This window comes from Candidatus Peregrinibacteria bacterium, assembly GCA_016220175.1.
Taxonomy (GTDB): Bacteria; Patescibacteriota; Gracilibacteria; order CAIRYL01; family CAIRYL01; genus JACRHZ01.
Window position 1 is genome coordinate 1 of the sequence record JACRHZ010000069.1, and the last position, 15,075, is coordinate 15,075.

Below are 15,075 nucleotides of genomic sequence, written 5' to 3' on the forward strand. Positions count from 1 at the left end.
AGAATCTTTTCTTATATGTTCTGCTTTGAATAGTATGACTGCTCTCGGAATGCCAAAAAGTTACAAAATAGTATGAAAACCTTAGAAAAAGAAAATTGCTCTTTCCTGAGTCTCTATATTATGATTTGTGCAACAAAGCCAAGTGGAAGCGCTAAAAATTCTCGGAGAACTGGTTTCATGGGATCTTCTCTCTTCAACTTCCGAGGGATCATTGCCATTTCAAGATGTCAGTGCAGATGAATGGTACAGCCGATATCTTCTTTATGCTGTAGAAAAAAACATCATCGACGATTCGGGAAACTTCTTTGAACCGGCAAAACCAATTACCCGTGGAAAAATGGCGGAATATATTTACCGCGATTATGTCGTTCGGGAAACAGGAGATGCATATGACGTGAAATATGACGCACAATTTATTGGTGGAGGATCATCAGGAACTCCTTCTGCTGATTGTACAAATGCCGATATCGCACAAAGTATGCTCTACGACCAAGTTATTGCAAATGATCCGAAAAAAGATTTTTTTGCGCTCTACCGAAAAAAAGATCCGGTGCGAAAAAGAGATTATTTTCAGGTATTTACAGATGATTCCAAATCAGGAATAGTGGAAAATGTTTCCGAAAAATCATGGTTTTTTTGGCTCGATACAGCGCCAAATACAAAGTTCGGACATGACACCAAAATGATGACGGTAAATTTTAATGGCTGTACAATTTCGCAAAATTCTTCGTTTTTATGGCCAATTGTAGATGGAAAAGAACTCTGGAATACCGACACAGAAAGAACTAATACAAAGGATCTGACCTACGTCGGAACAAAAGCAGGACTTGCTCCGCAGGCATCACTTCCTAGTCCCGTAATGAAACCCTGCAATGCACCAGCAGATTCCAAGAAGTTCGCACTCATTGTCTCTTTTGGAGAAGATCGATTCTTCAAACAAGATGCTGTAAATATGAACACATTTCTGTGTAATAAAGGGTATCAAACATCATATATCGATAATACTCCAGCAAATCCATTCACAGAAATCAGCAGACAACTCGATGTCATTTCGACCCTTTCCACAAGAAATGGCGGAAACAAAGCATTTTTCTTTTATGTCACATCACACGGCATGCAGCCTTCGGGAAATCTCGTTGTCAGAATGGAAAACGGAACGGATGCGGCAGGGAATCCGATTCAGAATGTGGTGACAATTCCCCTCCCTGATCTTGCCGAGACAATGAAGACGCACGGTTTTGAAACCATGAACAGCGAAGAATTTTCTCTCGTGCACGATACGTGTTATTCCGGAAATGTTGTGCCACTGTATGAACAAAAAGCTGCCGCTCTCGCAAAAACAATTGTCGGTTGGGTGAGCGCATCTTCTCAGTCGAATCAAGAAAGTATTGGAGATTCAAATACTGGATCGTATCATACGAATACTCTTCTCCATTGCATCGAGAATTCTCTTCCCTACGCGAGTTTTGCAAAGTGTGTCGACGGAGAAGCACAAAAAAATCTGGGAGCAGATTATGCCACCGCAACACCAATTATCGAAAAACTCACTCCAGCAACGGATGATGTGGTGCCGTTTTTGCCGTAAATTATAATTTCCTTACTTTGATTTCTTTTTCGCCTTTACGACTTTTTTTGGCGCAGCCTTCTCCTCTCGCTCTTTTTTCTTGGATTTTTCCTGAGACGCTGCCTTTTTTGGCTCTTCTTTTTTCTCCTCAAGAATCGGCTTTACTATTGCCGCTTCTTTCTTGAGACCAGCGGCTTCAAGCGCCTTGATGATCTTGTCGAGCTTTGAATTCAAGCGTTCAAATTCTTGTGCGTAATCGCCACCAGATTTCTTCGGTTTGAATCCACCATCATCCTTGCCGAAACATTTACTGCAATATACAGGTTTTTCGCCTGTTGGGCGAAACGGAACCTCACAATCGTCGCCACACTCGGCACAGACAACCTTATACATTCTCTTCTCCCCAAAATCTGAGCGTCCTCTGTCTCCTCCTCGGTCTGCTCTGTCTCCGCGATCTCTTCCTCCAAATTCTTTTCTACCAAAATCTCGACCTCCTGATGAACTGTTCATACTTTTAAAACAATCACTGCAGTACACGGGTCTTTCTCCTGTTGGTCTAAACGGGACTTCACAGTCATTTCCACACTCAGAACATGTTGCACTGTGCATCTCTGGTCTCCTGTCTCCCGCACCGAATCCGCCCCTACTACGACCGAAATCGTTGCCTCGAGAATGACCTCCAAATCCTCCGCCACTTCTTTTATTATGAAAATTTCCCATAGAATTGTTGATAAGAGTTAAATTGAGCTGAGGGACTCTATTCCTATCCTAGGGAAAAAGCAAAGAGATTCTTCTCTTTTTTCGGCTAAAGATTCTCATTCCCCTGGATGGGAGCCTGTTTTAATGGAATACAAAAAGTGAAATACCATCAAAAATTCCCTGAATTTCTTCGCTGATGATTGTTCCTGTGGGAAAAATTTCGCCGAGGAGTCCACCTTCGCTTTTCCTCAGCATTTTCTGATGAAGAAGCAGTTCTTAAGGGAGGCGTGTTTGGAGTTTGGGAAACGGGAAGGTTTTGACGAATGAGGCGTTCAATACTTCGAACTCCTCCACGTTGATGTGGAGCGGCAAAAGAAATAGCATGACCAACTGAGCCGGCACGACCAGTTCTGCCGATACGATGTACATAATCTTCGGGGTTATCGGGGAGATCATAATTTATCACGAGTTCAATTCCTGATACGTCAATCCCGCGAGCGGCGATATCTGTGGCAACGAGAATTCGATATTTCCCAATTCGAAAACCCTGAAGCGCTTCCCTGCGCTGAGAAAGCGAGCGATTGGAATGAATTTCCGAAGCATTATGACCATTGTCGCGAATTTTGCTGGCAATTCTTTTTGCTTCATATTTCGTCCGAGTAAAAATGAGAACGCTCCCCCTATATTCCGATAATATTTTAATAAGCAGGGAAACTTTGTTCGGTTTATCGACAAAAAATAATTCCTGCGTGACGTCTTTTGCCGCGGTCCCAGAAGGCGCAACTTCAACGCGAATCGGAAGTTTCATATATTTGGCGGCAATGGCCACGATTTCTTTTGGCATCGTCGCGGAGAAGAGCATCGTCTGTTTCTCGCTCGGAACACGAGCCAAAATTTTATTCACTTGTGGGGCAAATCCCATATCGAGCATACGATCGGCCTCATCCAAAACAAGAATTTTGACGGCATCGAGACGAACCGTTCTTTGCTCCAAATGATCGATGAGTCTTCCCGGAGTTGCGATGATTATATGTGGATTCGCTTGGATGCGTTTAATTTGGCGAAAAATTGGCTCTCCTCCAATAAGTACAACGGTTTTGAGTCCAAGTTGTCGACCGATTTTCTGAATTGCTTCATCAACCTGTAAAGCAAGTTCACGGGTGGGAACGATGATAAGTCCTAGTCCTTTAGCCTGAACTAAACGCTGAAGCATTGGGATACCAAATGCGAGAGTTTTTCCGGTACCGGTTTGAGCAATTCCCATAAGGTCTTTGCCCTCAAGAGCGTGGGGAATCGATTGTTGCTGTATTGGAGTCGGTACGATGTAATTATTCCTCGTGAGGATGTCAAGAATTTTTGGTGCAATACCAAGTCCATGAAAACTGCTACTTTGTGGTGGGATCATGTGCTGAGTGTAGCGCAAGTGGAGGAGAAAAGATAGAGATTCATGAAGGAAGTAGGGACGGGACAATACCTTCTTTTTCCGTGAGATTGTTCAATTTACGATATGCCATAATAATTTAAAAAAAATCTGGTATCAGTATAGAATATCTGTAAAATTTTTCATGAGACAAAAAAATGCTCATTCACAAAATACGGCTTTCCCCAGGTGTTTTATGAAATGTCTATTCTGTCGACGGAGCTCGACAACAGAAAAACATTTAAGAAAATGGCTTCATAACTCAATTTTTCTCGAGTGGTGAATTTTTGCCTTTCATGAAAATTTTAAAAGTGATTTATACTACATGAGTGATTTTTTCATATATTTTTATGAACGAAGAAAAAATTGCTATTTTTGAGGGCAAAAGAATTCGTCGATATTACGATGAAAAAACTGAAAAATGGTTTTTTTCAGTGGTGGACATTATTCAAGCTTTGACTCAGCAAAGTAATTATCAAACTGCGAGAAAATACTGGAACAAGCTCAAAGAAAGATTGAAAACAGAAGGAAGTGAGTTGGTGACAAATTGTCACCAACTGAAATTTGTGGCTCAAGATGGCAAATATTACGCAACAGATGCGGCTGATGTTGCAACCTTGCTTCGCCTCGTTCAATCAATTCCGAGTAAAAAAGCGGAGCCCATTAAGCTTTGGCTGGCAAAAGTCGGCTATGAACGAATGCAAGAGATGAGTGATCCAGAAAAAGCTATGAATCGGTCACGTGAATATTGGCAAAAAATGGGGAGAAGTGAAAAATGGATTCAGCAACGAATGATGGGACAGGAAATCAGGAACAAATTAACGGATTATTGGAAAAATAATGAAGTTAAAGAACAGAATGAATTCGCAATTCTGACAAACATCATCCACAAAGAATGGAGCGATCTCTCCATTCAGAAACATAAACAATTGAAACATCTCAGAACACAGAATTTACGTGATCACATGTCGGACGCAGAACTTATCTTCACCGCTCTGGCGGAACTTTCTACCCAAAAAATTGCCGAAGTGACTCATGCAAAAGGCTTTGAGGAAAACAAAATTCCCGCTAAAAAAGGCGGAAAAATTGCGAAAGATGCACGCCTTGCTTTGGAGGAAAAAACAGGAAAGTCAGTGATTACTGGAGAAAATTATTTGCCGAAAAAAAATCCAAAGAAATCCTTGATGTGATTCGAATGGGAGGTGTTTGGGGAAAACGGAAAAGTGGGCCTTAAAAGAACAGATATACTTGGCTCGGGAAGTGAGATTCTTCACTTTATGAAGTTCGGGGGTCCCGCAGTTTCGCTTCGCGAAATGCGGGACAAAGTATCTTCGGACTCACCTCAATGCTCCGCATTGGGCTCGTCTCGAATTCAACTTTGGCTCGGGAGGAAGGGATCGAACCTTCGAATGGTGGATTCAGAGTCCACTGCCTTACCACTTGGCTACTCCCGAATAATGAGTGAATTGTAAACGATTGAACAGATTTTACCAGATCCCGGATAACTCACTTCGTTCGTTTCCGGGACGATGGGTTCGGCAAGCCGAGCGCATCGCTTGGCGATTCCCGAATAATGAGTGAATTGTAAATAGATGGAAAAATTTTACAAGATCCCGGATCAAGTCCGGGACGATGGGCTCCAAAATGCTCGCCTCCGGCTCGCAAATGGAGCGCATCGCTTGGCGACTCCGGATCATTGACGACATTGTAAATGTTTCTTCATATTTTTCCACTAAAAAATCGACTTCTGCTCTTCATGAATGATATATTTCTTTCCGATTTTTGTATGCCTGTATGAATATTCATCCCCTCTTCGTTCACTTCCCGATTGCGCTTCTCACTTCCTACGCCGTTTTTGAAATCATTTCTTTTGGAAAGCTTCAGAAAAACGTGACATGGAACTTTGTGAAAGGAATTTTCGTTCTTACAGGATTCATAAGCGCACTCATTACTCTACAAACTGGAGAACTCGCGGCAGAGATTCTGGGAAAAAGCGATCTTATTAAAATGCATTCGTTCTTCGCGACTATTGCCACATGGATATTTGTTCTGCCGTCTTTTGCGTACGGAATATTTTTTCTGAATCATTTTGAATGTTGCCATTCTGTAAAAACAAAAATAAAAAACTATCGATTGAGCACTCGAGTGTTTTATGTCTGCAATGTACTTTCTCGAATCCTTCTGAAGAGATGGATTCTCATGATACTGGCAGTGGCAGGATTTACAACAATGATGGTTACCGGAGCACTGGGAGGAGCTATCGTGTATGGAAAAGATGTTGATCCAGTGGTCCGATTTGTTGTGGATTTTTTGATGTGAAGCGTTGTTGTCACTTAGAGCTCAAATGCTTCACATGAGAGTTTTGCAAATTCATTTCGAGTGATAAATTCTGTAGGGCGGAATGTTCCATCTTCGTATCCGTGAACCCATTTTTTTGAATACGCAGAAAGTATTGGCCCAAAATACCAATCATCTTTCGAAATATCTGGAAATGGATTTTCTGTTTCGCTTTCGATTTCGTCAGATATTTCTGCAGATTTCATCGCTATTTTAAGTGCTTCAGCTCGAAATATTTTGTATTGTGGTCCAAAAGTGTTATCGAAATATCCTTTCACCCATCCGAGATTTTTTGCGGTAGTGATATATTTGTGAAACCACGCATCCGAAGGAACATCTGGAAATATCTGCGTTTCGTCGGCGCTAAGCTGTTTTCCACTGAGAGTAACAACCATTTTGACAACTTCTGCACGAATAATATTGTCATTTCCGCGGAAATTATCGGTTTTCTGCACCACTCCTTTTTCTTGCAATTTTTGCACGCATTCTTGCGCCCAATCTGCCGTTCCTGGAACATTTTTTTTCTCTGGAATCGAAGTAAGTTCTCCTTTTGTTTTGGTTTCAAGAATTTCTGCTTTTGCGGTGCTTTCTGCGACCACGAAAAGTGTAAAGTGATCTACTTCAACGAGCATACTCTTCCCGTCCTCAGAAAGTTTTTCTCCGAGTACTTCCCTATACACACTTTCTTTCACATTATAGAAAAGAACTTTCAATCCTGTTTTTCCATAATATTTTTCGGGAAGTGGTAAAGTAAGAATTGTTATTCCTGGAACCGATTTTTTTCCAGCAGTACAAATGTCGTTTCCCTGTGATCCAGCGCTCTCTATACATTGATAAAAAGTGAGAGATTCTCCTTTCTCTGCCTTCATTTCATACGCATTTACGTATGTAAAAAATGGAGGAAGTTCTTTTGGCAACTTGGTACTTACTACTTTTTGTGGAGAGAGAATTTTCTCTTTATATTTTTTCTGCGTTCCCAAATTCATCACAACTGTCCCCTTTGAAAAATGTACACTTGCTTTTTCATCTTTTTCCTCAAGTGTCACATCTCTCGTAAATGTCGCTTCTGAGGCTCCATTATCGGGAAGATCAACCGCACGATTTTGTAGAATTATTGGATCTACTAAAGAAGGTGTTTCTGGAAGAGTGTACGGAGTTTCCAGAAGTTCTCGCCTCACTCCACCACCACCACTTACTGGAGGCGGTGTCTGAGGTGGATTAGGATTAGGATTAGGATTTGGGTTTGGATTTGGGTCTTTATCGAGAACACATTTTCCATCTCTAAGAGAAAATCCTTCCTTACAGGTGATCTTACATTCTGGTGGCGGACCGACTTCTCCATTATCTATTGGATCACATTTTCCTGGTTCTAAATCATCTTTTACACATTTATCACCGTCGAGAGAAAATCCATCGTCACAAGTAATTTTACACTCAGGCGGGAGACCAACATCTCCATTATCTACTTCAGACGGATCACATTTTTCTGGTTCTGAGTCATCTTTTACGCATTTATCACCGTCGAGAGAAAATCCATCATCACAAGTAATTTTACACTCAGGCGGGAGACCAACATCTCCATTATCTACTTCAGACGGATCACATTCTGTTGGCTCTGGATTTGCCTCGAGAGACGATTCAAAAGCTCCAATATCGATTCTTCCTTTCTGGATTCTGTCTTGTCCTCTTTGATCGGTTTTTGGAATACCATTTTTTCCTGGTTCGGCATTTTCGTTCCCTGCGTTAATTGCTTTGCTGCCTGGAAGAAGGGCATGAGTAAATGTTGTACCACCGTTATCTTTGAGGTCTTCAAGATGAACAATTCCTACAATATCGTCATCACTGGTTACTGATTCATCTTCTGGATAGGTAATAGTTGCATTTTCGATTGTTCCAAAGAGGTTATATCCATTGCTCGTAATTGGTCCAGAAACATCATCGAGAATTGCTTCAGCCTGACCAAAGGGAATAATTCCTCGTGTGTTTTCTGCAACAATTGTATGGCTAAGTTTAACATCTCCAGTTTCCCCATCATTATTCGTAACTATTTTTACGCCACCTCCTTCTCCATCAGTGACTACAGAATTTCGAGCAATCGTGCTGTTATTAATAACAATATCTACTGAGTGAGCCCAAATTCCACCACCTAATTTTGCAATGTTTTCAGAAATAGTACTATTCTCAATCGTTATACTGCCATCATCTTCAATATACATTCCTCCACCTGAAACATCAGCAGTGTTTCCAGAAATAGTACTATTCTCAATCGCTATATCGTTATAATTTTCTATTCCAGCACCTAATTTTGCAGTGTTTCCAGAAATGGTACTATTTTCAATCATTATACTGCCATTATTTTCTATTCCTCCACCATAAGTAGCATTATTTCCAGAAATAGTACTATTCTTAATTGTTATATTGCCATTATCTTTCTCATTTTCTATTCCACCTCCATATTTTGCCATGTTCCCAGAAATAGTACTATTTTCAATTGTTAGCGTTGCTTCATTAAAGATTCCACCTCCATTTCCGTCAATATTTCCATCTCGTATTGTCAGGTTTTTCAAGGTTACCTCGACATTCCCCGCAGTACCATTAATATGAAATACTCTCACGTTATACTCAATATTTTCTTCTCCCGCCTTTCCGCTGATAGTAATATTCGATTTTCCTTCTTCATCAAGAATGCCTTCAATATTCATGCTCGAAGTAATAAGGAGTTCTCCGTATCCGTCACCACTCTTAAGGCGAAGAGTTTTTCCTCCGAGAGCTGAAGAATCAAATCTAATGACATTGATATCTGGATTTCCATTTGCGACAGCAATTGCTTCTCGAAGACTCAAAACAGAATCTGAATTATCTACAACGTCTACTTCTGTGGTGACGAGAAGCGGATTCGGATTACATTCGTGATCTGATCCATAATACTCACAAATATTAGGAGGAGGTGCTGGAGCTTTATCTGGCACACACTCTCTTCCTTCTCGATGAGTATTTGGCGCACAGATAATGAAACAGGCATTTTCGTGACCTGATCCATAATCATCTTGTACTGTACAATCTTGAAGCTCAAACGCTCCGATATCAATTTTATCGTTTGCTTTTCTTTGAAATCCTTCGCCTCGTTCATCTGTTTCCGGAGCGCAATAAGCATTTTCTGGAGTTTGCCCTTCACTTTCCGAACAATCTGCAATAGTTGGGTCGCCTTTATCAAGAGCTATACTGCCTGATTTGAGAGAATGAGTTGGTGTTCTTCCGCCATAATTTACCAGCCATCCAAGTCTTGGGTCGCTGTCACGAATGTCAGTTGGCTGTTCGCCATTTGCAAAAACAAGCCGTGATCTCTCCTCAAAAATATTATACCCATTGCTGGTGATGATCCCGACGATGTCATCAGATCCTTTGACATTCGTTCCATGCGTATTGTCGGCCACAATTGTATGATCTAACGTGACTGTCCCTGCATCTATCAAGATACCTCCACCGCCAATACTTCGATCCTTTCGAGCAATTGTCTTCCGCTGTGGTATGAAGAAATTTCCAATACTTGCTACGAGTACCCGCTCCCTTGGGAAAGTTTCAGAAGTCATCGCCGTTTTTATATGACTATTTTCTTCTGTAGCAAGAGGATTTATGGTTTCTTCTGAATTGTTGTTCGCGATTGTACTGAAACGGATATCTGTATCACCACCAAATACATACATGCCACCACCACCCAATGTACTCGTATTTGTGGAAACAGTTGAGTTTGTCATATGTACTTCCGCATCAGTAGCAATTCCTCCTCCTTTCGCTGCGGTGTTGTACACGAGAGTACTTTTTTCTAAGAGTACTGTCCCTTCATTATAGATTCCTCCACCACTCACATCCGCGTGATTCTTCGAAACAATACTTTCGCTCAAAGTAAGAGAACTGTCTTCTGCAACATAAATTCCTCCGCCATTGTCAGCTTTTCCGTTTGTAATCACCAAGTTTTTTATTGTTACTGAAGCTCCATTGTTTTCATCGACAATATTCAAAACTCTCCCATTTTTTTCACCGCTCACAATGATTTTTGGGCTTTCATCCTCTTCATTAATAAGTCCTTGAATCTCCATATCGGAAGTAATGACGAGTTCTTCTTGAAGACGAATTACATTTTCGTCACCCAGAAATCTTTCTGGATCAAATGTAATTGTTCCCGTAAGCGTGCCATTACCTATATATTGAATTGCTTCTCTGAGGCTCGTTTCCCCGTCTTCTCCATCAACAATGTCTTCTGGAGTTGTAACAAGAAGAGAAGGTCGTTCGGGAACTAACGGCTTTTCGCTTCCCATTTCGACTGCGCCAATATCAATTTTGTCTTTGATGCGTAAATGATGGAGCTGGTCTGTGTATGGAACATTTTCTGCCTCTGGACTTCCTCCTGCATTAAGAGCTTCGCTTCCTACTCCTAAAAGATGCACTTGTGTGTATCCGTCATCATAATTATTGAGCTCTTCGAGTACTGCGTTTTTTCCCAAGAAATCTCCTTTTGTTTCATCTGCACCGTCCACGATTTCTTGTCCAAAAAGATTATGCCCATTACTCATGATTACACCAAAAACATCATCAGGATTTTCTCCATTTTTATTTTCCGCAACGAGAGTGTAGCTCAACGTAACCTTTCCATTTTCAGATCGAATCCCTCCTCCTGCCTCGCTCGTACTTACATTCTTTGCAATAGTGCTGTGTTTTATAATTGCAGAAGCCTCTACATTCACAATCCCTCCTCCCACCTTTGCGATATTTCCAGAAATGGTGCTGGTATCCATGAGAAGATATGTTCCATGTGTATCACTCCAATTATATATTCCTCCCCCAGAACCATTTACTGCTTCGTTTTGAGACACAGTACTTCGAATAAGGCTAAGAGAGGCATCTTTATTGAATATTCCCGCCCCCTTTTGATCCTCTTGATCCTCAACAATGTTTTGAGAAACAATGGTATCTTGCAATATTAGGGTTGATTCTTGACCATAATTCACAATTCCTCCACCACCAAATTTTGCAGAATTTTGGGAAATAACACATCTTTTCAGAAGTACAACACCTCCAAGATTCGCAATTCCACCGCCTGAACTAGCATTTTTGTTGTTTATAATATGAACTCCGATGAGAGTTACATTGGCACCTGATGTCACACGAATACCACTTCCTTGTTCAATTTGATGTCCATTTCCTTCAGTAATTATCACATCACTTACTTTCACTTTGGCGTCATTTCGAGCCGCTATCGCCATAACTATTCTTCTCCCGCCCCCACTTATCGTAATTACTGGATTTCCTTTTCCATTAACTCGACCTTTAATTTCCATACTTGAAGCAATGTTAAGCGTTTCATCAAGTGTAATTTTTTTCCCTGCAAGATCCGAATCGAACTCAATCGTATTCAAATCTGGATCCGCATTTGCGGCGTTAATCGCTTCACGCAAACTCGTAAGTTCATCTTCGGCAACAATATCTTGATCTGTGTTTACCAGAAAAGGATTTGGTTCTTGCGGTTCTGGTTCTGCGCCAAATTCAAATGCTCCAACATCAATTCTTTTTTGAGTGCCTCCATTTTTTACTCTTTTATGTCCTTCTCCTCGCTGATCATTAAGACTCTCATCTTGAACAGTTGGATCTCCCGAATCAATTGCCGCGCCACTTTCTTGAAGCGCATGAGTTTTTGTCGCTCCCTCATTATCTTCAAGAGGAAGAAGTCCTGGATCAAGAGGCGCATCTGGAGAATTTCCTACACGATCTGAATCCCGAAGAAGGAAATTTTGAGTGATATGAGCATATCCGATAATGTTATATCCCAAACTTTCCACAACACTTATTTCAGCGGAATTTCCAGAAGCGTTGATGTCATCGGAGAGATTTCCTCCATAGAATTTATTCTGCGCAATAATGCTATTCCAAATTTGAATTACCTGAGTATCATCCGGCGCGTGAATTCTTATTCCAGCTCCAAGAACATTTTCAGATCCGTCTTCGCCAGCGGTATTGTATGCCACCGTTGATTCATGCAAAAATACATACATTCCATCCGTGAATATTCCGCCTCCTTCTTGAGTGGCTGAGTTTCCGGAAATGGTTGAAATTTTAATATCACTTCGAGCTTTCGGACCAGAATTCCAAATTCCTCCGCCTTTAACAGCGGAGTTACCACTGATGGTAGATGAGTGAATGAGAATTTGTCCAGATGCTGCATTTGCCCCTTCAATTTCTTGCCCATCATTCGCGATACCTCCACCAACGCCATTTTTATCTCCAACAATATTATCTGATATGGTTCCGAAAGAATAATAGAGAGTTCCCTGATTGTATACTCCTCCTCCATTTTCTGCGATGTTATGGGTAATGTTTACTTCAATGAGGTTAAGCGAGGAATTTATTTCGTTCCAAATTCCTCCTCCCCCATTTTCACCTCTTGCATTTCCATCCTGAATATTGATGCCGTGAAGCATTACCAAGTTTTGTCCCGCAGGAATTTCTGGAGGAATTTTCACATGCAAGACTCTCACATTGTTGCTCATATCTCCATCATTTCCAACATCTCCACTAATGGTAACCTTGTCACCAGTATCGACATCAATATTTCCATCACCGTCGAGAATAAGGGGCGCCGTGATGAGAAGTTCTCCCTCAGAGAGATATATTGTATTATTTAAAACATTTTCTGCGAAAATAATAATACTCGTATTTTGATCGGTATTCGCTAATTCTATCGCTTCTCTTAGAGTACAATCACCAACCGCACACGGAGTGCCATCGAGTGCTCTGTCTTCATTTGTAGTCACTGTATATGTATTCTGTGGAGCTATCTCTGCCTTGTAGAGATATTTCCCTAAGAGCTCGTTCCAATACAGAACTACACCTCCCACAATGAGAAGTATAAGAGAAAGGATTGTAGCGAAGAAGTGTTTTGTTTTCATTTTTGTATATATGAAAAATTTTTATTTCCCCTTATTGTACACTATTTTGTCACTTTCTTAAAGTGATTTCGCTGATTTCTTTGAGAAGGAATATTTCGAAGAGACAAAACAAAAAATCCTCTCATACCCTTGAGAGGAAAATTTGGTTCGTACTCACCCGTTACCACTGTCTACGCCTCTATTCCCTAAGATCGCAATGTCCGAAGTGAGTATCTACGACCGAAATCATCTTCGCATATTCTCTTAAAAAAGGCAAATAAAAATATGCGAATCTGAGGAAATTTGTTATCCTGAGCTCTCACTCACATCACAAATCCAGAAACCTGCGCCTCAACGAGTCTAGAAAAATTCCCCTTTTTATGCATGAGGGAAGCGTATGTTCCTCTTTCCACAATCTTTCCTTTCTCGAACACGAGAATCATATCTGCTTTTTTTATCGTCGAAAGACGGTGCGCAATAATGAGCGTAGTTCGATTTTTTATCAATTTCTCTAATGCTTCTTGAATTCTCTGTTCTGTTTCGGCATCGAGAGCGCTTGTCGCTTCATCGAGTACCAAAATTGGCGGATTTTTGAGGAGCGCTCGGGCAATCGCTACTCTCTGTTTCTCTCCTCCAGAAAGTTTTACACCACGCTCTCCCACAACAGTATCAATTCCTTTTGGCAATTCAGAAATAAATTCCCAAACATGCGCAGCTCTGCACGAAGCTTCGATTTCATTCTTTGTTGCCTTTGGATTTCCAATCTGAAGATTTTCGTAAATACTTTCATGAAACAAATAATTTTCCTGAAATACCATTCCGATATTTTTTCGAAGTGACTCCTGCGTAACCGTGGAGATGTTTGTTCCATCGATGAAAATTTTCCCGGAATCAATATCAAAAAATCTCGAGAGCAAATTTACCGTTGTGGTCTTTCCGCTCCCAGTGTGCCCCACAAGTGCAACGGTTTGACCTGGCGGAATCGAAAATGAAACATTTTTGAGTGCTTCGCTCTGATTATCATGAGAAAAAGAGACATTTTGAAATTCTATTTCTCCGCGAACAACTGGCATTTTTTGAGCATTTGGCGCATCCATGATATCGGGGACTTCATCCCAGATTTCAAAGAATTGCTGGAGTTTGTATTTTCTCCAGAGAAACCTTTGAAAATGCCATAAACTGCTTTCCACATGATTCACCACGAGGAGAGAATATCCGGAGAACATGACAATCTCCCCAATGGTAATTTCGTTCTTCAGAAAAAGCATTCCTCCGAGCGCAAAAACGGAAATTGTTGCTAGAAAAGAAGCAGCTTTTCCGAGAACAATAATAAAACACCACCATTTGAGAACCTTAAGCTGTTTTGTATGCGCTTCCCAAATAAGAGCAGTAATCTCGCGCATTTTTCTTCCAAAAGCGGTAAAACTTTGGATTACAGAAATGTTCGCAACCGCATCCCAGGAAACACCTGACGCTTTTGTCCAATACTTTTCAATCTCATCTTGTCTTTGATTCGTTTTTACCGATCCCCAAATCGCAAGTGTAAGAATTACTGGCAGAATGATACTGAGAAGCACTGCCATTTGAAAGTGGAGCCAAAAAAGGAGCGGGAGAATGCAGAGCAGTGTGAAAATACGGGGAAGGTCTTCACGCAAAAAATCGAGTTGTGTTTCAAAAATATTATCCGAACCACGTTCAATACGACGCATCGTGCTTCCTACTTTTTTGGAATTATGGAAACGAAGAGAGAGCGAAAGGACGCGCTCAATTGCCTCTTTCCAAATTTTGACATGAAGTTTGTGTACGAGAACATCAGTAAAATAGGTAAGAATCACTTGTGCTGTCATCGCAAAAATGGCAACAAGTATCCAAAGAAAAAGAACTTGAGAGAGTGCCTCAAGAGTTTCTTCATTTTTTGAAGAATTGGTGAGCGTATCAATGATTTCCCGGAAAAAAATCGGTTCAACAAGACTTAAACTTGCCTGAAAAAAGGCAACGAAAACAAGCGATGTTACCCACCATTTTTTTTCACGAAAGAAGCCGAGAGTGCGAAGAAATATATTCATGAATTCGGAGTGTACTCCAAAGACTGATTCCCAGCAAGAGGAAGCGTATTTTTTGATGTTTGGAATGTT

7 protein-coding genes and 1 tRNA gene are annotated in these 15,075 nt (G+C 40.9%); 3 read left to right on the forward strand and 5 right to left on the reverse strand.

What is annotated here, in order from left to right; all coding sequences use genetic code 11:
- Nucleotides 1–127 precede the first annotated feature (127 nt).
- A complete protein-coding gene (locus tag HZA38_05550; protein MBI5414946.1) occupies nt 128–1,585 on the forward strand; it encodes an S-layer homology domain-containing protein in 1,458 nt (485 codons plus the stop codon).
- Nucleotides 1,586–1,597: 12 nt separating this feature from the next.
- Here the strand turns inward: HZA38_05550 and HZA38_05555 are convergent, their stop codons facing one another.
- Together HZA38_05555 and HZA38_05560 are read right to left on the reverse strand one after the other, a co-directional pair.
- Nucleotides 1,598–2,284, reverse strand: coding sequence for a hypothetical protein (locus tag HZA38_05555; GenBank protein ID MBI5414947.1), 687 nt, complete (start codon nt 2,282–2,284; stop codon nt 1,598–1,600).
- 148 nt (nt 2,285–2,432) lie between these two features.
- Nucleotides 2,433–3,668 (reverse strand): DEAD/DEAH box helicase, encoded by a 1,236-nt coding sequence (locus tag HZA38_05560; GenBank protein ID MBI5414948.1) that lies wholly within the window; start codon nt 3,666–3,668, stop codon nt 2,433–2,435.
- 365 nt (nt 3,669–4,033) lie between these two features.
- Here HZA38_05560 and HZA38_05565 point away from each other — a divergent pair, with 365 nt between their 5' ends.
- Nucleotides 4,034–4,873 (forward strand): hypothetical protein, encoded by an 840-nt coding sequence (locus HZA38_05565; GenBank protein MBI5414949.1) that lies wholly within the window; start codon nt 4,034–4,036, stop codon nt 4,871–4,873.
- Nucleotides 4,874–5,062: 189 nt separating this feature from the next.
- Here the strand turns inward: HZA38_05565 and HZA38_05570 are convergent.
- Nucleotides 5,063–5,137 (reverse strand) — tRNA-Gln (locus HZA38_05570).
- A 340-nt stretch (nt 5,138–5,477) separates the two neighbouring features.
- Here HZA38_05570 and HZA38_05575 point away from each other — a divergent pair.
- Entirely contained in the window at nt 5,478–6,002 is a 525-nt protein-coding gene (locus HZA38_05575; GenBank protein MBI5414950.1) for a hypothetical protein, read from the forward strand.
- 14 nt (nt 6,003–6,016) lie between these two features.
- Here the strand turns inward: HZA38_05575 and HZA38_05580 are convergent, their stop codons facing one another.
- Together HZA38_05580 and HZA38_05585 are read right to left on the reverse strand one after the other, a co-directional pair.
- Nucleotides 6,017–12,961: an S-layer homology domain-containing protein gene (locus tag HZA38_05580; protein ID MBI5414951.1), complete on the reverse strand. Its 6,945-nt coding sequence runs from the start codon at nt 12,959–12,961 to the stop codon at nt 6,017–6,019.
- 302 nt (nt 12,962–13,263) lie between these two features.
- Nucleotides 13,264–15,006: an ATP-binding cassette domain-containing protein gene (locus tag HZA38_05585; protein ID MBI5414952.1), complete on the reverse strand. Its 1,743-nt coding sequence runs from the start codon at nt 15,004–15,006 to the stop codon at nt 13,264–13,266.
- Nucleotides 15,007–15,075 lie beyond the last annotated feature (69 nt).

Excerpts from the sequence above, each read along its gene's own strand:
- HZA38_05555 (MBI5414947.1), bottom strand. The coding sequence starts at position 2,284 with ATGGGAAATTTTCATAATAAAAGAAGTGGCGGAGGATTTGGAGGTCAT.
- HZA38_05560 (MBI5414948.1), bottom strand. The coding sequence starts at position 3,668 with ATGATCCCACCACAAAGTAGCAGTTTTCATGGACTTGGTATTGCACCA.
- HZA38_05565 (MBI5414949.1), top strand. The coding sequence starts at position 4,034 with ATGAACGAAGAAAAAATTGCTATTTTTGAGGGCAAAAGAATTCGTCGA.
- HZA38_05575 (MBI5414950.1), top strand. The coding sequence starts at position 5,478 with ATGAATATTCATCCCCTCTTCGTTCACTTCCCGATTGCGCTTCTCACT.
- HZA38_05580 (MBI5414951.1), bottom strand. The coding sequence starts at position 12,961 with ATGAAAACAAAACACTTCTTCGCTACAATCCTTTCTCTTATACTTCTC.
- HZA38_05585 (MBI5414952.1), bottom strand. The coding sequence starts at position 15,006 with ATGAATATATTTCTTCGCACTCTCGGCTTCTTTCGTGAAAAAAAATGG.